Origin of the sequence: Klebsiella sp. RIT-PI-d (genome assembly GCF_001187865.1) — a bacterium.
In the GTDB taxonomy this organism is placed as follows: domain Bacteria; phylum Pseudomonadota; class Gammaproteobacteria; order Enterobacterales; family Enterobacteriaceae; genus Superficieibacter.
The window spans coordinates 1741882-1766887 of the sequence record NZ_LGIT01000009.1 but is presented as its reverse complement, the minus strand read 5'-3'; the positions used below and the strand labels follow the sequence as shown (position 1 = coordinate 1766887).

Genomic DNA, 25006 nt, shown 5'->3' with positions numbered 1-25006 from the left:
GTGAGGGGCAGAGCATGGATAGTCGTGCTCTGCCCCTGGTGCATTACACTTCGTCGTCCGCTAAATCCTCGTCGGCTGGCGGAATGATTTTAACCTTCTGCACCCGGTGGCTTTCGACCTGAAGCGTTTTCAACGTATAGCCATCCACCACCACTTCCTCACCGGCTTTCGGTACGCGCTGCAAATACTCCATCAACAGGCCAGCAATGGTGTGATACTCACGACGATCGTCCAGCGGCAGAGGGACATACTGAACCAAATCTTCCAGCGGCATATGGCCGTTGGCCGTCCAGCCACCGTCGGCATCTTTCTGGATATCATGACGGGCGTCGATCTCTTCCACTTCATTTGGTAAATTCCCGGCAATGGTTTCCATTACGTCGCTGAGGGTGACCACCCCTTCAACCGAGCCAAACTCATCCACTACGAAGGCAAAGTGGGTGCGCGCATTACGGAACTGCTCCAGCGCAGAGAGCAGAGGAAGCCCTTCGGGAAACACCAGCGGCTGACGGATCAGGGCGCGCAGGTTTAACGCTTCGCCATGCAGCGACTGCTGAAGCAGATCGAGAATATGTACCACTCCCAGCAAATCCTCTTCTGCATCGCCGCCGGTGATCACCAGGCGAGTGTGCTGATTCTTATCAAGCAGCGCGCGTACTTCTTCTTCCGGGGCGCTGAGATCGATATGCTCAATATCGTGCCGCGAGGTCATAATGCTGCTGACCGTACGCTGGTTAAGATTCAGCACCCGTTCAATCATCAACCGCTCCTGCGGATTAAAAATCTGCCGGTTATCATGATCGGCAAGCAGCGAGGAGGTTTGCGCATCCAGCTCGGCATCCTCTTTCCTGCCGCTTAACAAACGCATTACGGCTTCCGTGGTGCGCTGGCGCAGCGTGTGATTCGCTGACAGAAAGCGACGACGATTAAAATTGGCCAGCTGGTTAAGCGATTCAATCAGCACTGAGAAACCAATCGCGGCATACAGATAGCCTTTTGGAATATGATAACCAAAACCGTCGGCGATCAGACTGAAGCCAATCATCAGCAGGAAGCTCAGACACAGCACCACCACGGTCGGGTGATTATTCACAAAGCGGGTCAGCGCTTTACTGGCCAGCAGCATGACGGTAATGGCGATAATAACCGCCGCCATCATTACCGCCAGATGATCGACCATGCCGACCGCCGTGATCACCGAATCCAGCGAGAAAACCGCATCCAGAATGACGATTTGCGCCACCACCGCCCAAAATTTAGCCCCGCGTCGTTGGGTCGGGTTTTCACTGTCTTTGCCTTCCAGCCGCTCGTTTAATTCAACGGTTGCCTTAAACAGCAGAAATAGCCCCCCCACCAGCATAATCAGATCGCGGGCGCTAAAACTGAAACTGCGGATCGTAAATAGCGGCGCAGTTAAGGTGACTAACCAGGAGATAGAGGCAAGCAGCGCAAGGCGCATGATCATGGCCATCAGCAGCCCCGTCACTCTGGCGCGGTCGCGCTCTTCGGGGGGAAGTTTATCGGCCAGGATAGCAATAAAGACCAGGTTATCGATACCCAGTACCAGCTCGATGACCACCAGCGTTAACAGACCCGCCCAGATTGAAGGATCGGCAATCCATTCCATATTGAAGCAATACCTTAAGTAGCATGACATTTGTCAATATTTGATCATGGATAAAGCGACGGCAAAATGCAATAAATTGCTGCGATTTATCCTGGTGACAACTCAATAACTGTACGAAATATCACTTAATTTTTATTTGCAATAGCATAATTTATTTTCAGACTTTATCCATGTGAGATAATTTAATTCTAATTGACCTAATATTGTCAATATCAATAAAATCCTAAAACTTCAAAAGTTAGGGATTAATATTATTCTTAAAAACTAAGGGGGTCAGGATAAGCGCCTTGCCAGTATTTAGGTTAGCTGTAACAATCCTCTGCGCATAAACAATGAGAATGATTTTTGGTCATATTAAAAGATTATTACCGCAACGTTTAATCTGCTGTTTTGCTGTGCCATAAATAATTCTCCCCGACTGCTGTTTATGCGGAGTGGTGCCTGTAAATTAATGATTCGACAGTGAATTGGTAACTGAAAGCCAGGGGCGGTAGCGTGCTGAAAGACCTGTCAGTTAACCCCCCGGAATTCTGTCAATAGCCGGCGGATGAATAAACTTTTTTTTCGGATATATGCCAGTTAACTTTTTTATGTTTCCCGGCATTCTTTTTCTCTCAATCCCTGTTTATTTAAATCGCACAGGATAATTACTCTGCCAAAGTGATAACTAATCAATGATGAAACCCAAACTAAAATTGATGCCGTTATTGGTGTCTGCAATTCTACTAAGCGGTTGTACGGTCTTTCCCGGGAGTAATATGTCAACGCTGGGCAAAGACGTGGTTAAACAACAAGACGCTGATTTCGATCTTGATCGGATGGTGAATGTTTATCCGCTGACGCCCCGACTTATTGAGCAATTACGGCCGCGTCCTTCCGTGGCGCAGCCCAATATGTCGCTGGATCAGGAGCTAAGCAATTATCAATATCGCATCGGGCCGGGCGACGTGCTCAACGTCACCGTCTGGGATCACCCTGAACTCACCACCCCGGCAGGTCAGTATCGTAGCTCCAGTGATACCGGCAACTGGGTCCAGCCTGACGGCACGATTTTTTACCCCTATGTTGGCCGGATCCACGTTGGCGGTAAAACCCTTGCTGAGGTGCGCAACGATATAACCGGACGGCTGGCAAGCTACATTACCGACCCGCAGGTTGACGTCAATATTGCCGCATTCCGTTCGCAAAAAGCGTATATCTCCGGCCAGGTGAATAAATCCGGCCAGCAGGCCATTACTAACGTGCCGCTGACCATTCTGGATGCCATCAATACCGCAGGCGGCCTGACGGATTCTGCCGACTGGCGCAACGTTATTCTGACCCACAAAGGAAAGGAACAACGCATTTCTCTACAGGCGCTGATGCAAAACGGCGATCTGAGTCAGAACCGGCTGCTTTACCCTGGCGACATTCTGTTTGTGCCACGCAATGACGATTTGAAAGTGTTCGTGATGGGTGAAGTGAAAAAGCAGAGCACGCTGAAGATGGACTTTAGCGGAATGACGCTGACCGAAGCGCTGGGCCAGGCGGAAGGTCTTGACCTGACGACGTCCAACGCCAGCGGTATTTTTGTTATCCGTCTGCTGAAAGGCGAGGGCGCGGCGCGGGGCAAGATTGCCAATATTTACCAGCTCAATATGTCAGACGCCACTTCGCTGGTGATGGCCACTAATTTTCGTCTCCAGCCGTATGACGTGGTGTATGTCACGACCGCACCGGTTGCCCGCTGGAACCGTCTGGTCAGTCAGTTGCTGCCAACGATCAGTGGCGTGCGCTACATGACCGATACGGCCACCGACCTTCATAACTGGTAATGCGCGATGTTTAACAAAATTTTAGTGGTTTGTGTGGGGAATATTTGTCGTTCCCCAACGGCAGAGCGTCTGCTACAGCGCTACGCCCCACAGCTTACGGTGACCTCTGCCGGACTGGGTGCGCTGGTCGGTAAAGGCGCGGATAGCCGTGCGGCGAGCGTGGCCGGGGCGCATCAGCTGTCGCTGGAGGGACATATCGCCCGACAGATCGACCGCCGCCTGTGCCAGCAGCACGATCTGATCCTGGTAATGGAGAAACAGCATATCGCCGCGCTATGCGAGATCGTGCCGGAGATGCGCGGCAAAGTGATGTTGTTTGGTCACTGGGATAGCCAGCGAGAGATCCCCGATCCATATCGAAAAAGCCGCGAGGCGTTTGAGGCGGTGTATGCCTTACTCGATCAATCTGCCCGCCAGTGGGCGCAGGCACTGAACGTTCAGCAGGGATAACAATGACTGATAAAGTACAACCTTCTGCCGCTGCCACCGCAGCCAGCGACGAGATCGATATCGGCCGCCTGGCAGGCACCGTTATCGAAGCAAAATGGTGGGTGCTCGGCGTTACAGCGCTGTTCGCGCTGATCGCTATCATTTACACCCTCTTCGCCACGCCTATTTATAGCGCCGATGCGCTGGTACGCATTGAACAAAATCAGGGCAGCGCGCTGGTGCAGGATATCAACAGCGCATTAGCCAACAAGCCGCCCGCGTCGGAAGCTGAAATTAAACTGATCCAGTCGCGCCTCGTACTCGGTCAGACGGTGGATGATTTGGATCTGGATATCGCGGTAACCAAAAATACCCTGCCGCTGCTCGGCGACGGCTGGGAGCGGTTGATGGGACGACAAAATGAAACGGTTAACGTATCGACCTTTATTCTGCCAAAAGGGATGGGACAGGATGCTTTCACGCTGCACGTGCTGGACAAGCAGCACTATCAACTCACCAGCGATGGCGGCATCAGCGCTGACGGTCAGGTGGGTAAACCCCTTGAACAGGATGGCATTACCCTGACGGTCGATGCCATTCATGCCCGGCCTGATACCGACTTTACGCTAACCAAATTTTCCACCCTGGGGATGATTAATACGCTGCAAAACAACCTGACCGTCACTGAAGACGGTAAAGATACCGGCGTGCTGACCCTGACATATACCGGCGAAGACCGCGAGCAGATCCGCGATATTCTCAACAGCATTACCCACAATTACGTCAAACAAAACGTGGCGCGTAAATCAGAAGAAGCGTCCAAAAGCCTCGCTTTCCTCAAACAACAGCTTCCGGAAGTGCGTGCCAGTCTGGACGTAGCGGAGAATAAACTTAACACTTTTCGCCAGACCAAAGATTCAGTGGACTTACCGCTGGAGGCTAAATCAGTGCTGGACTCGATGGTGAATATCGACGCCCAGCTTAATGAACTGATGTTTAAAGAGGCTGAAATCTCCAAGCTGTACACCAAACGCCATCCGGCTTACCGCACGCTGATGGAAAAACGTCAGGCGCTGGAAGAGGAAAAAGCACAGCTCAACAAGCGCGTAACGGCAATGCCGAAAACGCAGCAGGAGATCGTGCGGCTGACCCGCGATGTGGAATCCGGTCAGCAGGTCTACATGCAGTTGCTGAATAAACAGCAGGAGTTAAGGATTAATGAAGCCAGTACCGTCGGCGACGTGCGCATTGTCGACGATGCCATCACTCAGCCTGGGGTACTGAAGCCGAAAAAAGGGCTGATTATCCTCGGCAGCATTCTGTTTGGTCTGATCGCTTCTGTTGTTGGTGTCCTGCTGTTATCTCTGCTGCGTCGCGGTGTGGAAAGCCCGCAGGCCCTTGAGGAGCGCGGCATTAATGTTTATGCCAGCATCCCGCTTTCAGAATGGCAGAAAGCACGTGACCGCGTGACGGCCAGTAAAGGGGTGAAGCGCTATAAACAGAGTCAGCTTCTGGCAGTAGGTAATCCGGCCGATCTGGCAATTGAAGCCATCCGCAGCCTGCGTACCAGCCTGCATTTTGCCATGATGCAGGCCAGCAACAACGTGGTGATGATGACCGGGGTCAGTCCGTCAATTGGTAAAACCTTTGTCTGTGCCAACCTCGCGGCGGTGATTAGCCAGACCAATAAACGGGTACTGTTAATCGACTGTGATATGCGTAAAGGTTATACCCACGAGCTGATGGGCACCACCAATGCCAACGGGCTGTCGGACATTCTGATCGAAAAAGATGAGATTGCGTCCTGCGCCCGACCGACCTCGATTACCAACTTTGATCTTGTTCCGCGCGGACAGGTGCCACCAAATCCTTCAGAGCTGCTAATGAGCGATCGCTTCGGCGAACTGATTAGCTGGGCCAGCGAAAACTACGATCTGGTCCTGATTGATACCCCGCCAATTCTTGCCGTAACCGACGCCGCCGTGGTCGCCCGCTATGCCGGAACCACGCTGATGGTAGTGCGCTATGCGGTCAACACCCTGCGCGAAGTGGAAACCAGCATTAGCCGTTTTGAGCAGAACGGAATTCCGGTGAAAGGCGTGATCCTGAACTCTATTTTCCGCCGGGCGTCGGGGTATCAGGACTACGGATACTACGAGTATGAGTATAAGTCTGATGCGACATAGTGGGCTTTTTGCCCTCACCCTAACCCTCAGGAGAGGGTGAGGGTAGCCCTGATGACAGGCACCCGCCGCCGGCGCATTAACCCGCAGGGCGCAAGTGAAATTTCTTCCGGAGAATGGAAAATGAATACAATGGTGACTCCTTTGATCTCCATCTATATGCCAACCTGGAACCGGCAGCAGCTGGCGATTCGGGCGATAAAATCAGTGCTGCGTCAGGATTATCCCCACTGGGAAATGCACATTGTCGACGACTGTTCAGCCAATTTTGAGCAGTTGCAACAGTTTGTCAGAGCGCTAAACGATCCGCGCGTTAGCTATACCCATAATGATTTCAACGCCGGGGCCTGTGCGGTGCGTAATCAGGCAATCTGCCAGGCTAACGGGCGTTTTATTACCGGCATCGACGACGACGATGAATGGATGCCAAACCGTCTGTCGCTGTTTCTTGAACATCAGCATCAGCTGGTGACTCACGCGTTTCTGTATGCCAATGACTATGTGTGTGAAGGCGAAGTCTATTCTCAGCCCGCCAGCCTGCCGCTTTATCCCAAATCACCGTTTTCCCGCAAGCTATTCTACAAGCGCAATATTATTGGCAATCAGGTGTTTACTCTGGCAGACCGCTTTAAAGCCAGCCTGTTTGATGTGGAGCTAAAAGCCGCTCAGGATTACGATATTTTTCTGCGGATGGTGGTTGAATACGGCGAGCCGTGGAAAGTGGAAGAAGCAACGCAGATCCTGCATATCAACCACGGCGAAATGCAAATAACCTCATCGCCGAAGAAATTCTCCGGCTATTTCCAGTTTTACCGCAAGCATAAAGACAAATTCGACCGCGGCAGTAAGAAATATCAACTGTTTACTCTCTATCAAATCCGCAATAAGCGGATGAACTGGCGCACCTTACTCACGCTGTTGTCGCTACGAAATGGTAAGCGTCTGGCCGATGGCCTGCGGGGGAAGTAATGCTGCTGGAAGATCTACGCGCTAATAGCTGGAGTCTGCGCCCGTGCTGCATGGTCATCGCCTACCGTGTTGCCCACTTTTGCTCGGTCTGGCGCAAGAAAAATGTGCTTAATAATCTGTGGGCCGCGCCGGTTCTGGTGCTGTACCGCCTGTTTACCGAATGTCTGTTTGGCTATGAAATCCAGGCCGCCGCCACTATTGGTCGACGCTTTACCATCCATCACGGTTACGCGGTGGTGATTAATAAAAACGTGGTCATTGGCGATGATTTTATCCTGCGCCACGGGGTCACTATTGGCAATCGCGGTGCGGATAGCCTTGCCTGTCCGGTGATTGGTAACAGCGTCGAGCTGGGGGCCAACGTGATTATTACCGGCGATATTTCGATCGGCAATCACGTGCGGATTGGTGCGGGCAGCGTGGTACTCGATAGCATCCCGGATCATGCGCTGGTGGTGGGTGAAAAAGCGCGTATCAAGGTGAGCCAATGAATATTTTACAGTTTAATGTTCGCCTCGCCGAAGGCGGGGCCGCCGGTGTTGCGCTGGATCTGCATCAGCGCGCACTCCACCAAGGACTGCATTCGCGTTTTGTCTACGGCTATGGCAAAGGCGGGAAAAACAGCGTCAGTCACGATCGCTACCCTAATGTGATCCGGCATACGCCGCGTCTGACGTCAATCGCCAATCTGGCGCTATTTCGTCTGGTCAATCGCGATCTGTTCGGCAATCTTAATTCTTTATATCGCACTGTGATCCGCACGCCGGAACCGGTGGTGCTGCATTTTCATGTGCTGCACAGCTACTGGCTTAACTTCGAACGGCTGGTAGATTTTTGCCGGCGGGTCAGGGGGCATAAAGCGGGTGTCAGACTGGTCTGGACCCTACACGATCACTGGACGGTTACCGGGCGCTGTGCATTCCTTGACGGTTGCGACGGCTGGAAATCAGGCTGCCAGGCGTGTCCGACGCTGACTAACTATCCGCCGGTAAAGATTGATAATGCTCGCCATCAGGTGGATAAAAAGCGCCGCCTGATCGACGCCATGCTGGCTCTTGGCTGCCAGTTTATCTCGCCCAGCCAGCACGTTGCGGAAGCCTTTAATACGCTGTTCGGCAAAGGGCGCTGCCGAATCATCAATAACGGTATTGATGTCGCAACCGAAACTATCCTGGCCGGTATGACGCCGGTTATCACCGCCGGAAAACCCAAAATTGCCGTTGTCGCCCACGATTTGCGTTATGACGGTAAGACCCGTCAGCAGCTGGTGCGTGATGTTATTGCCCTCGGAGAAGCCGTGGAAGTACACACCTTCGGCAAGTTCTCGCCCTTTAGCGGCAAAAACGTGGTGAACCACGGCTTCCTGACCGACAAACAGCAGTTGATGACCGAACTCAATCATATGGATGCGCTGCTGTTTACCTCCCGGGTGGACAACTATCCGCTGATCCTGTGTGAAGCGCTGTCCATCGGCGTACCGGTTCTGGCGACCCACAGTGAGGCGGCGCAGGAAGTACTGAATAAATGTGGCGGGGTGACCCTTGATGACGCGGCGATTTTGGCCTGCGTCCCGCAGGGTAAAGAGGCTATAACGCAGGCCGTTTTCAATACTACCCACGCTGCTTTTCATCAACGTAGCCGCGTGGCGTATAGCGGACAACAGATGCTGGAGGAGTATGTCTCGTTCTATCAGAATCTGTAGCTACCTGCTGCTGCCGCTCATATACCTGCTGGTCAATGTCAAAATTGTTCAGCTGGGTGAAAGCTTTCCGGTCACCATCGTGACGTTTTTACCGCTGTTGTTGCTGCTGTATATCGAAAAAATTAGCGTTAAAAAGCTGATGATTGCCCTGGGAGCGGGGGGCGGGCTAACGCTTTATAACTATCTGTTCGGTCAGTCGCTTGATGCCAGCAAATACGTCACCTCGACCATGCTGTTTGTCTACATCGTGATCATCATCGGCATGGTCTGGAGTATTCGCTTTAAACCTGTTTCACCGCATAACTATCGTAAGATCCTGCGCTTTTTCTACGCAGTCGTAACGCTGATAGTTCTGCTGGCGGCGATAGAAATGGCGCAAATTATTCTTAGCGGCGGCAGCAGTTTAATGGAGATTATTTCGAAATATCTTATTTACAGTAATAGCTATGTCCTGAATTTTATCAAATATGGTGGAAAGCGAACCACTGCACTCTATTTCGAACCGGCATTCTTCGCTCTGGCATTAATCTCAATTTGGCTCAGCATCAAACAGTTTGGTATCAAAACACCAAAAACTGATGGTATGATCCTGGCCGGAATTGTTCTTTCTGGATCGTTTTCCGGGGTGATGACATTTATCCTGTTTTATCTTCTGGAATGGGCATTTCAGTATTTGAATAAAGACGCAATAAGGAAGAGGCTGCCTCTGGCAATTATTTCTCTGGCCTTTTTCTTAATTGGTGTGTTTTTCGCGATGCCGTATATTGCCGGACGCCTGGGTGAACTGGGGACGGAAGGCTCATCGTCTTATTACCGTATTGTCGGGCCGCTGGTAATGGTAGGGCATTCATTAACCAGTATTGATGGCGTTGTCAGATTTGGCTCACTTTATGAATATGTCGCATCATTCGGAATCTTTAACGGTGCGGACGTCGGAAAAACAATAGACAATGGCCTGTATCTGCTTATTATTTATTTTTCATGGATCGCCGTATTTTTGACGTTATGGTATTTATTTAAAGTTGCAAGAATGGCGGTGCAGGCATTTGGTAATAACCAAAATTATGGTGTGCAGTTGTATCTTTTTACGCCGGTGTCACTGTTTTTTACCGGCTCAATATTTAGCCCGGAATATGCGTTTTTAATCGTTTGTCCATTTATTTTGCGCAAAGCACTGAATATCGTGCAGGCCAGATGAGGAAAGTCAGATGCTGTTAAGTGTCATTACTGTCGCCTTCCGTAACTATGACGGAGTGGTTAAAACGTGGCGGTCGCTGGCTCACCTGGCGCGCGATGAAAACATTGAGTTTGAGTGGATAGTGGTTGACGGCGGTTCCGCTGACGGTACGGCCGAATTTCTGGAAAAACGTAACGCAGAGTTTAACTTACGCTATGTTAGCGAGCAGGATGACGGACTGTATGATGCCATGAATAAAGGGATTGATATGGCGCGGGGCAAGTTCGCTATCTTCCTTAATTCCGGTGACATTTTCCACGAAGATATTGCCCACGTTGTTCGCCAGCTCGCAGATAAAAAAGATAATGCAATGTTTATCGGTGATGCGCTGCTTGATTTTGGTGACGGGACTAAAATTCGCCGTAAGGCAAAACGCGGCTGGTATATTTATCACAGCCTGCCGGCCAGTCATCAGGCGATTTTCTTTCCGCTGATGGGTCTGAAAACTTATCCTTATGAACTGCAGTACCGTGTTTCTTCAGATTATGCTGTGGCAGCAAAATTGTATAAATATGGCTATAAATTTGAGCGTATTCACGGTCTGGTTTCAGAGTTTTCAATGGGCGGTGTCTCAACGTCAAATAATCTGCAACTGTGCCGTGATGCAAAGAACGTGCAGCAAACTATTTTACGCGTGCCGGGCGTAATTGTGCATTTATCCTATTTATTACGGCTGCGCACGACGGGCAAAACTAAAGCCTTATATAACAAAGCATAAATATAAGGAAAACCAATGCAGGAATTAAACGGCTTTTCTGTGCCGCGGGGTTTTCGTGGCGCCAGCGCGCTGAAAGTACAATTGTGGTGGGCAGTTCAGGCCACGCTTTTCGCCTGGTCACCGCAGGTTTTATATCGCTGGCGGGCATTTTTATTACGTCTGTTTGGCGCAAAAATTGGTAAAGGTGTGGTAATTCGTCCGTCAGTGAAAATTACCTATCCGTGGAAATTAACCGTTGGTGATTATGCATGGGTTGGTGATGACGCCGTTCTTTATACCCTCGGGAATATTACCCTTGGGAATAATTCGGTGGTATCGCAGAAGTGTTATTTATGCACCGGCAGTCACGATTATACCAGCGCTCATTTTGAGATTACTGCCACGCCGATTGTGATCGGCGCGAAATGCTGGCTGGCGACGGATGTCTTTGTGGCCCCCGGCGTCACCATCGGTGACGGCAGCGTGGTCGGCGCGCGGAGCAGCGTTTTTAAATCGCTTGCGGGCGGGATGGTTTTTCGCGGCAACCCGTTGAAGGCAGTGCGTGAGCGGGTACCTCTCTCAGGGAGAGAGGCGGGGTGAGGGTGGTTCCCCCCGTCTCCCCGTTTTTACATGAATTAGATGGTTAACACGTTTAACAAAGGAAACTGATTATGACTAAAGTTGCTCTCATTACCGGTGTTACCGGGCAGGATGGGTCTTATCTGGCGGAGCTGCTGCTGGAGAAAGGTTATGAGGTTCACGGTATTAAACGTCGCGCCTCATCATTTAACACCGAACGTGTGGATCACATCTATCAGGATCCGCACACCTGTAACCCAAAATTTCACCTGCACTATGGTGATTTAACCGATACCTCGAACCTGACGCGGATCCTTCAGGAGGTGCAGCCGGATGAAGTGTATAACCTGGGGGCCATGAGCCACGTGGCGGTTTCCTTTGAATCGCCGGAATACACCGCCGATGTCGATGCCATGGGTACCCTGCGCCTGCTGGAAGCCATTCGCTTCCTCGGCCTTGAAAAGAAAACCCGTTTTTATCAGGCGTCCACCTCTGAACTGTACGGTCTGGTGCAGGAAACGCCACAAAAAGAGACCACGCCGTTTTATCCGCGCTCACCCTATGCGGTAGCCAAACTGTATGCCTACTGGATCACCGTTAACTATCGCGAATCCTACGGCATGTATGCCTGCAACGGCATCCTGTTTAACCATGAATCCCCGCGCCGCGGCGAAACCTTCGTCACTCGTAAAATTACCCGGGCGATTGCCAATATTGCCCAGGGCCTGGAGTCCTGCCTGTACCTCGGCAACATGGATTCCCTGCGCGACTGGGGCCATGCCAAAGACTACGTAAAAATGCAGTGGATGATGCTCCAGCAGGAGCAGCCGGAGGATTTCGTGATCGCCACCGGCGTCCAGTATTCAGTACGCGACTTCGTGGAAATGGCGGCGGCACAGCTTGGCATCAAACTGCGTTTTGAAGGCAACGGTGTCGACGAGAAAGGCATTGTGGTCTCCGTCACCGGTCACGATGCGCCGGGGGTTAAGCCGGGCGATGTCATTATTGCTGTCGATCCGCGCTATTTCCGTCCGGCAGAAGTTGAAACCCTGCTCGGCGATCCGACCAAAGCGCACCAGACCCTGGGCTGGAAACCGGAAACCACGCTTCAGGAAATGGTTTCTGAAATGGTGGCCAAAGACCTGGAAGCAGCGAAGAAGCACTCTCTGCTCAAGTCCCACGGTTACGAGGTTGCCATCGCGCTGGAGTCCTGAGCATGAGCAAACAACGCATTTTTGTCGCCGGACATCGCGGAATGGTGGGATCGGCAATCGTACGTCAGCTGGAACAGCGTGGCGATGTCGAACTGGTTTTACGCAGTCGCGACGAACTGAACCTGCTGGATCCGGCGGCGGTCGCGCAGTTTTTTGCCCGCGAACGCATCGACCAGGTCTATCTGGCCGCGGCGAAAGTCGGCGGTATTGTGGCAAACAATACCTATCCGGCAGATTTCATCTACGAAAACATGATGATCGAAAGCAACATTATTCACGCCGCGCACTGCAATGACGTGAATAAACTGCTGTTTCTCGGATCCTCCTGTATCTACCCGAAGCTGGCAAAACAGCCGATGGCAGAGGGCGAACTGCTTCAGGGAACGCTGGAGTCGACCAACGAGCCGTATGCGATTGCCAAAATCGCCGGGATCAAACTGTGTGAATCGTATAACCGCCAGCACAACCGCGATTATCGCTCGGTCATGCCGACCAATTTATACGGGCCGCACGACAACTTTCACCCGAGCAACTCGCATGTGATCCCGGCGCTGCTCAGGCGTTTTCATGAAGCGACCGAACAGAATACGGCGGATGTGGTGGTCTGGGGCAGCGGCACACCGATGCGCGAATTTCTGCACGTCGATGATATGGCCGCCGCCAGCATTCACGTCATGGAACTGGATCGCAGCGTCTGGCAGGAAAACACCGAGCCGATGCTGTCGCACATTAATGTCGGTACCGGCGTTGACTGCACCATTCGCGAGCTGGCGCTGACCCTGGCGCAGGTAGTGGGTTTTAAAGGGCGGGTAGTGTTTGATGCCACTAAACCCGACGGCACGCCGCGTAAATTACTCGACGTTACGCGTCTGCACCAGCTTGGCTGGTTTCATGAAATCACGCTTGAGGCCGGGCTTGCCAGCACGTACCAGTGGTTTCTGGCGAATCAGCAGCGGTTTCGGGGGTAATCATGTTTCTCAGCGCTGAAGATTTCGCCACCGTGGTCCGTACCACGCCGCTGGTTTCCCTGGATTTGATCGTGGAGAACGAGCGCGGCGAATTTTTACTCGGTCAACGGACGAATCGTCCGGCACAGGGGTGCTGGTTTGTGCCGGGCGGGCGGGTTCAGAAAGATGAGACGCTGGCACAGGCGTTTAGCCGCCTGACGGAGGCGGAACTGGGCATTAGCCTGCCGATGACCGCCGGCGAATTTTACGGCGTCTGGCAGCATTTTTATGACGATAACTTTTCCGGTACCGGCTTCTCTACCCATTATATCGTGCTCGGCTTCCGCCTGCGGGTGGAAACCTGCACGTTGCGCCTGCCCACCGAACAGCATAATGCATACCGCTGGCTGACGGCGGATGCCTTACTGGCCAGTGAAAACGTGCACGACAACAGTCGGGCCTATTTTCTGGCTGAACGTCAGGCGGGAGTGCCGGGATTATGAAAATTCTCGTCTACGGCATTAACTATGCGCCCGAACTGACCGGTATCGGCAAATACACCGGTGAAATGGTCGAGTGGATGGCGCGTGAGGGCCACGAGGTCAGAGTGATCACCGCGCCGCCGTATTACCCTCAATGGTACGTGGACGCCCCTTATCGGGCGTGGCGCTATCAGCGTGAAACCGGCGTGGCCACCGTCTGGCGCTGTCCGCTGTACGTGCCGAAACAGCCATCAACCCTGAAGCGGCTGCTCCATCTCGGCAGTTTCGCGCTCAGCAGTTTTTTCCCGCTGATGGCGCAGCGCCGCTGGAAGCCGGACCGCATTATCGGCGTGGTGCCGACGCTATTTTGTACCCCGGGTATGCGTCTGCTGGCAAAACTGAGCGGCGCACGGACGGTGCTGCATATTCAGGACTATGAAGTGGACGCCATGCTCGGCCTGGGCATGGCGGGTAACGGAAAAGCCGGCCTGGTAGCGCGCCTGGCGACCGCCTTTGAGCGCCGCAATTTACGCGGGGTTAACGCGGTTTCGACTATCTCGCGCTCGATGATGAACAAGGCGCAGGAAAAGGGCGTTCCGGCACAAAACATTCTCTATTTTCCCAACTGGTCTGAAGTCGCCCGTTTTCGCGATATTGCCCCGGCTGACGTGAGTGCACTGCGTCGTCGACTCGGGCTGAGCGAGGCGCAAAAAATCATTCTGTACTCCGGCAATATCGGCGAGAAACAGGGATTAGAGAACGTCGTCGAGGCGGCGAACCTGCTGCGCGATCATCCGTGGACGTTTGTGATTGTTGGACAGGGCGGCGGCAAAGCGCGGCTGGAGAAGAAGGTTGCCGAACTCGGCCTGACCAATATCCGCTTTCTGCCGCTGCAACCCTGGGACGATTTGCCCGCGCTGCTGGCGCTTGGCGACTGCCATCTGGTTATCCAGAAACGCGGCGCAGCGGACGCCGTTCTGCCGTCCAAACTGACCAATATTCTCGCGTCAGGCGGTAATGCGGTGATCACCGCCGAAGCACAGACCGAACTGGGCCAGCTCTGCCAGGCCTGGCCGGGGATCGCGATTTGTGTCGAGCCAGAAGAGGTGGCGGCGCTGGTTGGCGGGATTGAGCAGGCGCTATTGCTGCCAGAAAACAACACGGTGGCACGTGAATATGCCGAACGCACGCTCGAAAAAGAGAACGTGTTACGCCAATTTATTTCAGATATTCGGGATCACTAATATGCGTCAACCTACGCTCTATCCGGTCGTTATGGCAGGCGGTTCCGGCAGCCGTTTATGGCCGCTTTCCCGCGTACTCTACCCTAAACAGTTTCTCTGCCTGAAAGGGGAATTGACCATGCTGCAGGCGACCATCAGTCGTCTGAACGGTGTGGAATGCGAAAGCCCGGTGGTGATTTGTAACGAACAGCATCGTTTTATCGTCGCCGAGCAGTTGCGCCAGCTTAATAAGCTCACCGAGAACATCATTCTGGAACCCGCAGGGCGTAACACCGCCCCGGCGATTGCGCTGGCGGCGCTGGCGGCGAGCCGAAATTCTCCCGATGACGATCCGCTGCTGCTGGTGCTGGCGGCCGATCACATGATCCAGGATGAAGCCGCCTTTCGTGCAGCCGTCACGGCCTCGATTCCTCATGCCCGGGCGGGCAAGTTAGTGACCTTCGGCATCGTGCCGGATCTACCGGAAACCGGCTATGGCTATATCCGCCGCGGCGACGTGACGCCGGGCAATGAAGATAGCGTGGCGTTTTCGGTGGCCCAGTTTGTCGAAAAACCGAATCTGGCGACCGCTCAGGCCTATGTCGCCAGCGGTGAATACTACTGGAACAGCGGGATGTTCCTGTTTCGTGCCGGACGTTATCTCGAGGAGCTGGAAAAGTATCGCCCGGACATTCTCGAGGCCTGTCAAAAATCAATGGCGACCGTCGACCCGGATCTTGATTTTATCCGGGTGGATGAGGCGGCCTTTCTCGCCTGCCCGGAAGAATCGATTGACTATGCGGTAATGGAGCGTACCGCCGATGCGGTGGTAGTGCCGATGGATGCCGGCTGGAGCGACGTTGGCTCCTGGTCTTCGCTATGGGAAATCAGCCCGCATACGCCGGAGGGAAACGTTCATCACGGCGACGTCATCAGCCACAACACCGAAAACAGCTACGTCTACGCTGAGTCCGGCCTTGTCACCACCGTCGGGGTAAAAGACCTGGTGGTGGTGCAGACCAAAGACGCCGTGCTGATTGCCGATCGTAACCACGTGCAGGAAGTCAAAAAAGTGGTTGAGCAGATCAAAGCTGACGGTCGTCATGAACACCATATTCACCGCGAAGTGTACCGCCCGTGGGGCAAATATGACTCTATCGACGCCGGCGATCGCTATCAGGTGAAACGGATCACCGTCAAGCCGGGTGAGGGATTGTCGCTGCAAATGCATCATCACCGCGCTGAACACTGGGTGGTGGTCGCGGGCACGGCAAAAGTCACCATTAACGGTGAGATCAAACTGCTGGGTGAGAACGAGTCAATTTATATCCCACTCGGTGCGGCCCACTGTCTGGAAAACCCCGGAAAAATCCCTCTCGATTTGATTGAAGTGCGCTCCGGATCGTATCTCGAAGAGGACGACGTGGTGCGTTTTGAGGATCGATACGGGCGCGTGTAATACGCCGGTTCGCTACGTGTCTGCCGGGTAACCTGAATAAGAGAAAAAGCATGACGACATTAACCTGTTTTAAAGCCTACGACATTCGCGGCAGGCTGGGTGAGGAATTGAATGATGATATCGCCCGGCGAATAGGGCGTGCGTATGGCGAATACCTGAAACCGGACACCGTGGTGCTGGGCGGTGATGTTCGCCTGACCAGCGAAGCACTGAAGCTGGCGCTGGCAGAGGGCCTGCGTGATGCCGGGGTAAACGTGCTGGATATAGGGCTTTCCGGCACCGAAGAGATCTATTTCGCTACCTTCCATCTTGGCATTGACGGCGGCATTGAAGTGACGGCCAGCCACAATCCAATGGACTACAACGGTATGAAACTGGTGCGCAAAGGCGCTCGTCCGATTAGCGGCGACACCGGCTTGCGTGATGTTCAGCGTCTCGCCGAAGCGAATGATTTCCCGCCGGTCAATCCGGCCATGCGCGGCCGCTTTAAGCGCATCGACCTGCGTGAAGCCTACATTGACCATCTGCTTGGCTATATCGATGTTAACAATCTGACCCCGCTGAAACTGGTGATCAATTCCGGCAATGGCGCGGCGGGTCCGGTGGTAGATGCAATCGAAGCCCGTTTTAAGGCGCTTAACGTGCCGGTAGAGTTCGTCAAGGTTCACAACACGCCGGACGGCACTTTTCCCAATGGCATTCCGAATCCGCTGCTGCCCGAATGCCGCGACGACACCCGGCGGGCAGTGATTGAGCACAGCGCGGATCTCGGCATCGCCTTCGATGGTGATTTCGACCGTTGCTTTCTGTTTGATGAGAAAGGGCAGTTTATCGAGGGCTATTACATTGTTGGCCTGCTGGCAGAAGCGTTTCTGGAAAAACACCCCGGCGCGAAGATTATTCACGATCCGCGCCTGTCATGGAACACCGTGGATGTGGTCAGCGCGGCGGGTGGCGTTCCGGTGATGTCGAAGACTGGCCATGCCTTTATCAAAGAGCGAATGCGCGAAGAAGATGCGCTTTACGGCGGTGAAATGAGCGCCCACCACTACTTCCGCGATTTTGCTTATTGCGACAGCGGGATGATCCCGTGGCTGCTGGTCACCGAACTGCTGGGTCTGAAAGGGCTATCGCTGGGCGAACTGGTGCGCGATCGGATGGCAGCCTTTCCGGCCAGCGGGGAGATCAACAGTACGTTGACCGATCCGGCGACGGCAATGGCGCGAGTGGAGGCACATTTTGCGCCACAAGCGCTGGAGGCCGACCGCACTGACGGTATTAGCCTCGCGTTTGCCGACTGGCGCTTTAATTTGCGCTCATCAAACACCGAGCCGGTAGTGCGCCTGAACGTGGAGTCGCGTGGGGATGCCCGGCTGATGCAGTCGCGTACTGAGGCCATTCTGGCACTGCTTAATCAGTAGCGGGCGCGCAGGGTTGCTCTCCCCCTCACCCTAACCCTCTCCCTCAGGGAGAGGGGACGGACCGCGGCACAGAGGAGCGAGGTGCCCCGGATGAGGATAAAGACCGGAGCGCAGTCCCGCTTTTCTCCCTCTCCCTCAGGGAGAGGGCGGGGGGAGGGACAACCCAACCAACGCAAGGAAAAACAAAGGAACAACGATGACGACTCTAAAAAAGCGCGAGCGAGCCAAAACGAATGCATCGTTAATCTCAATGGTGCAGCGATTTTCTGATATCACCATCATGTTCGGTGGATTGTGGGTGGTTTGTCAGGTCAGCGCGCTGCCGTTTTTGTATATGCATCTGTTGATGGCGCTGATCACCCTGGTGGTATTCCAGATGATTGGCGGCATGACCGACTTTTACCGTTCATGGCGCGGTGTCAGGGTAACCACCGAGCTGTTGCTGCTTATCCAGAACTGGACCCTGAGCCTGATTTTTGGCACCGGCCTGATGGCGTTTAACAACGATTTCGATCACAGCGTTGTCACGCTGCTGGCGTGGTATCTGCTCAGCACCTTCGGCATGATTGCCTGCCGCACCCTGATCCGTTTTGGCGCGGGCTGGCTGCGTAATCTCGGCTATAACTCGCGCCGGGTGGCGGTAGCGGGCGAGCTTCCGGCAGGGCAGGCGCTGCTGCAAAGCTTCCGCAATCAGCCGTGGCTGGGCTATGAGGTTGTCGGCATCTATCACGATAACCCGAATGCCGCACGCGTCGGCAATTACACCCAGCTGGTGAGTGATGCGCGCGACGGCAAAATCCATAATATCTACATCGCGATGGCGATGCAGGACGAAGCCTGTATTAAAGCGCTGGTCCGCGATCTGGCGGATACCACCTGTTCGGTGATCCTGATCCCCGATCTGTTTACCTTCAACATTCTGCACTCGCGGGTAGAAGAGGTGAATGGCGTTCCGGTCGTGCCGCTGTACGACACGCCGCTCTCCGGCATTAACCGGATCCTGAAGCGAATTGAAGACATCGTACTGGCGACACTTATTCTGCTGCTTATCTCTCCGGCGCTGGGCTGTATTGCGCTGGCGGTAAAACTGACGTCGTCGGGGCCGGTTATCTTCCGTCAGACCCGCTACGGCATGGATGGCAAGCCGATCATGGTCTGGAAATTTCGCTCTATGCGGGTCATGGAAAACGACGCCGTGGTGACGCAGGCGACGCAGAACGATCCGCGCGTGACGCCGGTGGGCAACTTCCTGCGCCGGACATCGCTGGATGAACTGCCGCAGTTTATTAACGTTCTGACCGGCGGAATGTCTATCGTCGGACCGCGCCCACATGCGGTGGCGCATAACGAGCAGTATCGCGCGCTGATTGAAGGTTACATGCTGCGGCATAAAGTGAAACCGGGTATTACCGGCTGGGCGCAAATTAACGGCTGGCGCGGCGAAACGGATACGCTTGAAAAGATGGAAAAACGTATTGAGTTCGACCTGGAATATATCCGCGAATGGAGTCTGTGGTTCGATATCAAAATCGTCTTTCTGACGGTATTCAAAGGCTTTGTGAATAAAGCGGCTTACTGAGGAAACGTTGATGAGTTTACGGCAAAAGACCCTCAACGGCGCGAAATGGTCAGCCATGGCGACAGTGGTGATTATCGGCCTCGGGCTTATCCAGATGACCCTCCTGGCGCGGATTTTCGATGGTCATCAGTTCGGTCTGCTGACCATTTCGCTGGTGATCATCGCCCTGGCCGATACCCTGTGTGATTTTGGCATCGCCAATTCGATTATCCAGCGTAAAGAGAGTAGCCACGGTGAACTGACCACCCTGTACTGGCTGAATGTCTGGCTGGGCATTGGGGTCTTTATCGCCGTCTATTTGCTCAGCGATGTGATTGCCCGACTGCTGCACAACCCGGATCTCGCCGTGCTGATTAAGACGCTGTCGCTGGCCTTTGTAGTCACCCCGCACGGGCAACAGTTTCGGGCGCTGATGCAAAAGGAGCTGGAATTTAACAAAATTGGCGCAATTGAAACGCTTTCCGTGCTGGCCGGTTTCACCTTTACCGTACTGAGTGCGCGCTACTGGCCGTTGGCTATCACCGCCATTCTCGGCTATCTGGTGAACAGCGCGGTGCGGACCCTGTTATTTGGCTGGTTCGGACGCAAAATTTACCGTCCGGGGCTGCATTTTTCTCTGCGTGAGGTGGTGCCTAACCTGCGTTTTGGCGCATGGCTGACGGCGGACAGTATCATCAATTACGTTAATACCAACCTGTCGACGCTGGCGCTGGCGCGTATTCTTGGCGCCAGCGCGGCGGGTGGCTATAACCTCGCGTGGAACGTGGCGGTGGTTCCGCCGATGAAGCTGAACCCGATTATTACCCGGGTGCTGTTTCCGGCCTTCGCTAAAATTCAGGATGACACCGGAAAACTGCGGGTGAATTTCTACAAGCTGCTGTCGGTAGTGGGAATCATTAATTTTCCGGCGCTGCTGGGGCTGATGGTGGTCGCAAACAACGTCGTGCTGGTGGTATTTGGTGAGAAGTGGGCTTACATCGTACCGGTCCTGCAACTGCTGTGCGTGGTCGGTCTGCTACGCTCGGTGGGAAATCCCATCGGTTCGCTGTTGATGGCCCGGGCGCGGGTCGATCTCAGTTTTAAATTTAACGTGTTCAAAACCTTTCTGTTTATCCCGGCGATCCTGGTGGGCGGACATCTGGCGGGCGTGATTGGCGTCACCCTCGGATTTTTGCTGGTACAGATCCTCAATACCATCCTGAGCTATTTCGTGATGATCAAACCGGTGGTAGGGCCGAGCTACCGTCAGTATTTGCAGAGCCTGTGGCTGCCAATGCGGCTGTCGCTGCCGACGCTGCTGAGCAGCTATGCGGTGGGCGAACTGCTGGCGGGACAGCTCTCTTTACCGCTGCTGCTCGCGGCCCAGATAGCCGTCGGCGTCATCAGTTTTGGTCTGGTACTGGTGCTTTCACGCAACAGCCTGGTCGTGGAAATGAAAAAGCCGTTTTGCCGCAGTGAGACACTAAAAACGCTCCTGCGCGCGCATTAATAAAACCCTTTCAGAGGCGAGAATGAAATTATTAATTTTAGGTAATCACACCTGTGGAAACCGTGGCGATAGCGCCATCATGCGTGGCCTGATCGATGCGATTTACCATCAGGAGCCACAGGCCGAGCTGGATGTGATGAGTCGCTTCCCGATCAGTTCCTCCTGGCTACAGGGCCGGACCATCATGGCCGATCCGCTGTATCAACTCAGCCAGAGACAGCAGGCGGCGGCAGGCATGCGCGGGCGAATTAAAAAAGTGCTGCGCCGTCGCTATCAGCATCGTATTTTACTGGCCAGAGCGACTGGCGAAGGCAAACTGCGTAATTTCCGTCTCGCCCCGGAGTTCAACCGCTTCGCCGAGTTTCTGAAAAACTACGATGCGATTATTCAGGTTGGCGGCTCAAACTATGTCGACCTGTATGGCCTGACTCACTTCGAATATCCGTTCTGCGCCTTTATGGCGAATAAGCCGATTTATATGGTGGGGCATAGCGTCGGGCCGTTCCAGAATCCGGATTTTAATCAACTGGCGAATTATGTTTTTGCCCGCACCAATGCGCTGATCCTTCGGGAAACCGTCAGCCGCGATCTGATGGTAAAAAGCAATATTAGTACCGACAGAGTCGAGCAGGGCGTGGACACCGCCTGGCTGGTGGATCGTCGCCACGACACCTTTACCGCCAGCTATGCGGTACAGCACTGGCTGGATATCGCCCGCCGGCAGAAAACCGTCGCTATTACGCTGCGCGAACTGGAACCCTTCGACAAACGTCTTGGCACTACCCAGCAGGCCTACGAGCAGGCATTTGCCGGGGTGGTTAACCGCCTGACGGCAGACGGTTATCAGGTGCTGGTCCTGTCAACCTGTACCAGTATCGACCGCTATAACCGCGATGACCGGATGGTGGCGCTGCGTATGGCGCAGTACGTTAACCATCCTGAACAGCTGTATATTGCCATGGACGAGCTGAATGACGTGGAGATCGGCAAAATCCTGGCAGAGTGTGCGCTGACGATTGGTACACGTCTGCACTCGGCAATTATCTCAATGAACTTCGGCACGCCGGCGATTGCCATTAATTATGAACACAAGTCGGCAGGCATTATGCAGCAGCTTGGGATGCCGGAGATGGCCATCGACATCCGTCATCTGCTGGACGACTCCCTGCAGGGCGTGGTGGCCGATATCCTTAATCAACTGCCGGCCTTAGGTGAGAAAGTTGAACGCGCCGTGACTGCCGAGCGCGAAAAAGGCTTTGCGATGATCGGCTCCGTACTGGACAGGATCAGGGGGGCGCAATGAAAGTCGGCTTCTTTCTGCTGAAATTCCCGCTGTCGTCAGAGACGTTTGTGCTCAACCAGATCGTGGCGTTTATCGATATGGGCCACGAGGTGGAAATTGTGGCGTTACAGAAGGGGGATTTGCAGAACACGCATCCCGCCTTTCACGCTTATCAACTGGCAGAAAAAACCCACTGGTTGCAGGACGAGCCGCAAAGCAAACTGGCAAAACTGCGTTATCGGGCATTGAGTATTTTACAGGGCGCGCATAAAGCGGCGACATGGCGGGCGCTGAACATTCAGCGCTACGGGGACGAAGCCCGCAATTTGATCCTGCCGGCGATTTGCGCCACCGCGCCCCGGGCTTTCACCGCAGACGTCTGGCTGGCTCATTTCGGCCCGGCGGGCGTCACCGCCAGTCGTCTGCGTGAACTGGGCGTACTTCGCGGCAAAATCGCCACGATTTTTCACGGCATTGATATCTCCAGCCGCGATGTACTGGCGCGCTATACCGCTCAGTACCAGCAGCTTTTTGCCAGCGGTGACGCTATGTTGCCGATCAGTGAGCTGTGGGCAGAACGCCTGCTTGGAATGGGCTGTGCACCGGAAAAAGTCACCGTCTCGCGGATGGGTGTTGATGTCCAGCGCTTCTCCCGCCGGCCAGTCAAAATGCCCGGCGAGACGCTGGAGATCATCTCTGTTGCCCGTCTGACCGAAAAAAAAGGGCTGCACGTTGCTATCGACGCCTGCCGCCAGCTTAAGGCGCAGGGCATCAAGTTTCACTACCGCATTCTGGGCCCTGGACCGTGGGAGCAGCGTCTGCGCACCATGATCGCGCAGTATCAACTGGAAGACGTCATTGAGATGTGCGGCTTTCGCCCCGGTCACGAAGTCAAGGCGATGCTGGATGAAGCGGATGTTTTCCTGCTCCCTTCAGTAACCGGTGAGGATGGAGATATGGAAGGCATCCCCGTCGCGCTGATGGAAGCGATGGCGGTCGGCATTCCGGTCGTGTCTACCCTACACAGCGGTATTCCCGAACTTATCGACAATCACGCATCCGGCTGGCTGGTGGCAGAGAATGACGCTGCCGCGCTGGCTGCTCGCCTGATCGCTTTCAAAACGCTCGACGAAGCAACGCTCACCGCTATTCTCGGACGCGCCAGGCAAAAAATTGAAACTGACTTTAATCAGCAGGTGATTAACCAGCGGCTCGCCAGCCTGCTGCACACGCTCTAATATCGAGGTCCCATGGGTAAACATCCGCAAGAACTCTCCCGACGTCGCTTTCTGTCGGCAGGCTCCGCCCTTGCCGCGCTTCCCTTGCTCCACAGCCCGCTGGTTCATGCCCTGAACCGCAGCCAGACGGTGGACATTAGTGATTTTCTTACCGGCAATGACTGGGTCCGCGCGTTCCGCCAGGCGTTTGCCGTTGCCGATACCGTTAACGTTCCTGAAGGCGTGGTATGCGAGAACATTAATACCAGCATCACCATTCCGCCGGGGAAAACCCTGCGGCTTTCGGGCAGCATCAAAGGCAATGGCCGGGGACGTTTTAACCTGAGCGATGGCTGTCAGATTATCGGTAAGGCGGCTGCCAGCCTGTATAACGTGATGCTCGACGTGCGCGGCTCAGACTGCACCATCCAGGGGGTGACGATGAGCGGCTATGGCCCGGTGGCGCAGATTTTTATCGGCACCAAAAAAAAGCAGACCCTGCGCAACCTGACCATTGATAACATCACTGTGACTAAAGCCAACTACGGCATTCTGCGTCAGGGATTTCACGACGCGGTAGAGAAGGCGAGCATTACCCACAGCCATTTCAGCTATCTCCAGGGCGATGCTATCGAGTGGAACGTGGCCATCAATGACCGCGATATTCTGATTTCTGACCATGTCATTGACCATATCGACTGCACCAATGGCAAAATCAACTGGGGCATCGGCATTGGACTGGCGGGCAGCACCTACGATAATGACTATCCGGAACATATGGCGGTTAAAAACTTTGTCGTTGCCAACATCACCGGCAGCCACTGCCGCCAGCTGATCCATGTTGAAAACGGCAAGCATTTTATTATTCGCAACGTCAAGGCGCGCGATATTACGCCGGCATGGAGTAAAAATGCCGGTATTGATAACGCGACGGTCGCAATTTATGGCTGTGATAATTTTGTTATTGATAATATCGATATGGAAAACAGTGCCGGAATGCTAATTGGCTACGGGGTGATCAAAGGCAATTACCTCTCTATTCCGCAAAACTTCCGCCTGAATAATATTCGCATCAATAATGGTGACCTGCCGTGGAAGCTGCGCGGTATACAAATCTCGTCGGGCAATGCGACCTCATTCGTCGCTATCACCAATCTCAATACCACCCGGGCATCGCTGGAGTTTCACAACAAACCGCAACACCTTTTTATGCGTAATATCAACGTGATGCAGGAAGCCCGCCGTGGGGCCGCACTCAAGCTTAACTTTGACCTGCGTAAAGACGTTCGCGGCAAGTTTATGGCGCGTGACGATACATTGCTGTCGCTGGCAAACATCAAAGCGGTAAATGAGAAAGGGGAGAGTTCAGTTGACATCGACCGGGTGGATCAGCAGGTGGTCAAGACGGAAAGGGTGAATTTCAAACTGCCGGGTCATTAATTTGCGAATATTCCTG

The 25006-nt window shown here is 53.9% G+C and carries 21 protein-coding genes; 20 read left to right on the top strand and 1 reads right to left on the bottom strand.

Features of this window, described 5'->3' with window-relative positions:
- Positions 1-43 precede the first annotated feature (43 nt).
- Entirely contained in the window at positions 44-1627 is a 1584-nt protein-coding gene (locus AC791_RS14730) for a TerC family protein (RefSeq protein WP_049841158.1), read from the bottom strand.
- Between the two features lie 674 nt (positions 1628-2301).
- Here AC791_RS14730 and AC791_RS14725 point away from each other — a divergent pair.
- The 20 genes from AC791_RS14725 (at position 2302) to wcaM (ending at position 24990) form a co-directional block, all read left to right on the top strand.
- On the top strand, positions 2302-3441 hold the full coding sequence (locus AC791_RS14725) for a polysaccharide export protein (RefSeq protein ID WP_049841157.1): 1140 nt from the start codon (positions 2302-2304) through the stop codon (positions 3439-3441).
- A 6-nt stretch (positions 3442-3447) separates the two neighbouring features.
- Positions 3448-3891 carry a low molecular weight protein-tyrosine-phosphatase Wzb gene (gene wzb / locus AC791_RS14720; protein WP_049841156.1) on the top strand — a complete coding sequence of 148 codons (444 nt, stop codon included), beginning with the start codon at positions 3448-3450 and terminating at the stop codon, positions 3889-3891.
- A gap of 2 nt (positions 3892-3893) precedes the next feature.
- Positions 3894-6056, top strand: coding sequence for a tyrosine-protein kinase Wzc (wzc, locus tag AC791_RS14715; protein ID WP_049841155.1), 2163 nt, complete (start codon positions 3894-3896; stop codon positions 6054-6056).
- Positions 6057-6176: 120 nt separating this feature from the next.
- Positions 6177-7022, top strand: coding sequence for a colanic acid biosynthesis glycosyltransferase WcaA (wcaA, locus tag AC791_RS14710; RefSeq protein ID WP_416202307.1), 846 nt, complete (start codon positions 6177-6179; stop codon positions 7020-7022).
- A gap of 2 nt (positions 7023-7024) precedes the next feature.
- Positions 7025-7513, top strand: coding sequence for a colanic acid biosynthesis acetyltransferase WcaB (wcaB, locus tag AC791_RS14705; protein WP_148677828.1), 489 nt, complete (start codon positions 7025-7027; stop codon positions 7511-7513).
- A complete protein-coding gene (locus AC791_RS14700) occupies positions 7510-8724 on the top strand; it encodes a glycosyltransferase (protein WP_049841153.1) in 1215 nt (404 codons plus the stop codon). Before wcaB ends, AC791_RS14700 begins: the two co-directional genes overlap by 4 nt.
- Positions 8699-9922, top strand: coding sequence for a colanic acid polymerase WcaD (gene wcaD / locus AC791_RS14695; protein ID WP_049841152.1), 1224 nt, complete (start codon positions 8699-8701; stop codon positions 9920-9922). Before AC791_RS14700 ends, wcaD begins: the two co-directional genes overlap by 26 nt.
- Before the next feature lie 10 nt (positions 9923-9932).
- The gene (gene wcaE, locus AC791_RS14690; RefSeq protein WP_049841151.1) at positions 9933-10679 is read left to right on the top strand and encodes a colanic acid biosynthesis glycosyltransferase WcaE; all 747 of its coding nucleotides are present in this window, start codon (positions 9933-9935) and stop codon (positions 10677-10679) included.
- A gap of 15 nt (positions 10680-10694) precedes the next feature.
- The gene (wcaF, locus tag AC791_RS14685; RefSeq protein ID WP_049841150.1) at positions 10695-11258 is read left to right on the top strand and encodes a colanic acid biosynthesis acetyltransferase WcaF; all 564 of its coding nucleotides are present in this window, start codon (positions 10695-10697) and stop codon (positions 11256-11258) included.
- Between the two features lie 71 nt (positions 11259-11329).
- Positions 11330-12451, top strand: coding sequence for a GDP-mannose 4,6-dehydratase (gene gmd, locus AC791_RS14680; RefSeq protein ID WP_049841149.1), 1122 nt, complete (start codon positions 11330-11332; stop codon positions 12449-12451).
- Between the two features lie 2 nt (positions 12452-12453).
- Entirely contained in the window at positions 12454-13419 is a 966-nt protein-coding gene (fcl, locus tag AC791_RS14675; protein ID WP_049841148.1) for a GDP-L-fucose synthase, read from the top strand.
- Between the two features lie 2 nt (positions 13420-13421).
- Positions 13422-13901, top strand: a complete 480-nt coding sequence (locus AC791_RS14670) for a GDP-mannose mannosyl hydrolase (protein ID WP_049841147.1) — start codon at positions 13422-13424, stop codon at positions 13899-13901.
- On the top strand, positions 13898-15124 hold the full coding sequence (gene wcaI, locus AC791_RS14665) for a colanic acid biosynthesis fucosyltransferase WcaI (RefSeq protein ID WP_049841146.1): 1227 nt from the start codon (positions 13898-13900) through the stop codon (positions 15122-15124). Before AC791_RS14670 ends, wcaI begins: the two co-directional genes overlap by 4 nt.
- Before the next feature lies 1 nt (position 15125).
- Entirely contained in the window at positions 15126-16562 is a 1437-nt protein-coding gene (gene cpsB, locus AC791_RS14660) for a mannose-1-phosphate guanyltransferase (RefSeq protein WP_049841145.1), read from the top strand.
- 50 nt (positions 16563-16612) lie between these two features.
- Entirely contained in the window at positions 16613-17983 is a 1371-nt protein-coding gene (gene cpsG, locus AC791_RS14655; RefSeq protein WP_049841144.1) for a colanic acid biosynthesis phosphomannomutase CpsG, read from the top strand.
- Positions 17984-18179: 196 nt separating this feature from the next.
- Complete coding sequence (wcaJ, locus tag AC791_RS14650) at positions 18180-19562, top strand: undecaprenyl-phosphate glucose phosphotransferase (protein WP_049841143.1); 1383 nt, start codon at positions 18180-18182, stop codon at positions 19560-19562.
- Positions 19563-19572: 10 nt separating this feature from the next.
- The gene (locus AC791_RS14645) at positions 19573-21051 is read left to right on the top strand and encodes an MOP flippase family protein (protein WP_049841142.1); all 1479 of its coding nucleotides are present in this window, start codon (positions 19573-19575) and stop codon (positions 21049-21051) included.
- Between the two features lie 22 nt (positions 21052-21073).
- Positions 21074-22354, top strand: coding sequence for a colanic acid biosynthesis pyruvyl transferase WcaK (gene wcaK, locus AC791_RS14640; RefSeq protein ID WP_049841141.1), 1281 nt, complete (start codon positions 21074-21076; stop codon positions 22352-22354).
- Positions 22351-23571: a colanic acid biosynthesis glycosyltransferase WcaL gene (gene wcaL / locus AC791_RS14635; RefSeq protein ID WP_049841140.1), complete on the top strand. Its 1221-nt coding sequence runs from the start codon at positions 22351-22353 to the stop codon at positions 23569-23571. The genes wcaK and wcaL overlap by 4 nt, the downstream gene beginning before the upstream one ends.
- Before the next feature lie 12 nt (positions 23572-23583).
- Positions 23584-24990, top strand: coding sequence for a colanic acid biosynthesis protein WcaM (wcaM, locus tag AC791_RS14630; RefSeq protein ID WP_049841139.1), 1407 nt, complete (start codon positions 23584-23586; stop codon positions 24988-24990).
- Positions 24991-25006 lie beyond the last annotated feature (16 nt).

Bases quoted from the DNA above. Each gene is read 5' to 3' on its own strand.
- AC791_RS14730 (WP_049841158.1), bottom strand. From the start codon at position 1,627: ATGGAATGGATTGCCGATCCTTCAATCTGGGCGGGTCTGTTAACGCTG.
- AC791_RS14725 (WP_049841157.1), top strand. From the start codon at position 2,302: ATGATGAAACCCAAACTAAAATTGATGCCGTTATTGGTGTCTGCAATT.
- wzb (WP_049841156.1), top strand. From the start codon at position 3,448: ATGTTTAACAAAATTTTAGTGGTTTGTGTGGGGAATATTTGTCGTTCC.
- wzc (WP_049841155.1), top strand. From the start codon at position 3,894: ATGACTGATAAAGTACAACCTTCTGCCGCTGCCACCGCAGCCAGCGAC.
- wcaA (WP_416202307.1), top strand. From the start codon at position 6,177: ATGAATACAATGGTGACTCCTTTGATCTCCATCTATATGCCAACCTGG.
- AC791_RS14700 (WP_049841153.1), top strand. From the start codon at position 7,510: ATGAATATTTTACAGTTTAATGTTCGCCTCGCCGAAGGCGGGGCCGCC.
- wcaD (WP_049841152.1), top strand. From the start codon at position 8,699: ATGTCTCGTTCTATCAGAATCTGTAGCTACCTGCTGCTGCCGCTCATA.
- wcaE (WP_049841151.1), top strand. From the start codon at position 9,933: ATGCTGTTAAGTGTCATTACTGTCGCCTTCCGTAACTATGACGGAGTG.
- wcaF (WP_049841150.1), top strand. From the start codon at position 10,695: ATGCAGGAATTAAACGGCTTTTCTGTGCCGCGGGGTTTTCGTGGCGCC.
- gmd (WP_049841149.1), top strand. From the start codon at position 11,330: ATGACTAAAGTTGCTCTCATTACCGGTGTTACCGGGCAGGATGGGTCT.
- fcl (WP_049841148.1), top strand. From the start codon at position 12,454: ATGAGCAAACAACGCATTTTTGTCGCCGGACATCGCGGAATGGTGGGA.
- AC791_RS14670 (WP_049841147.1), top strand. From the start codon at position 13,422: ATGTTTCTCAGCGCTGAAGATTTCGCCACCGTGGTCCGTACCACGCCG.
- wcaI (WP_049841146.1), top strand. From the start codon at position 13,898: ATGAAAATTCTCGTCTACGGCATTAACTATGCGCCCGAACTGACCGGT.
- cpsB (WP_049841145.1), top strand. From the start codon at position 15,126: ATGCGTCAACCTACGCTCTATCCGGTCGTTATGGCAGGCGGTTCCGGC.
- cpsG (WP_049841144.1), top strand. From the start codon at position 16,613: ATGACGACATTAACCTGTTTTAAAGCCTACGACATTCGCGGCAGGCTG.
- wcaJ (WP_049841143.1), top strand. From the start codon at position 18,180: ATGACGACTCTAAAAAAGCGCGAGCGAGCCAAAACGAATGCATCGTTA.
- AC791_RS14645 (WP_049841142.1), top strand. From the start codon at position 19,573: ATGAGTTTACGGCAAAAGACCCTCAACGGCGCGAAATGGTCAGCCATG.
- wcaK (WP_049841141.1), top strand. From the start codon at position 21,074: ATGAAATTATTAATTTTAGGTAATCACACCTGTGGAAACCGTGGCGAT.
- wcaL (WP_049841140.1), top strand. From the start codon at position 22,351: ATGAAAGTCGGCTTCTTTCTGCTGAAATTCCCGCTGTCGTCAGAGACG.
- wcaM (WP_049841139.1), top strand. From the start codon at position 23,584: ATGGGTAAACATCCGCAAGAACTCTCCCGACGTCGCTTTCTGTCGGCA.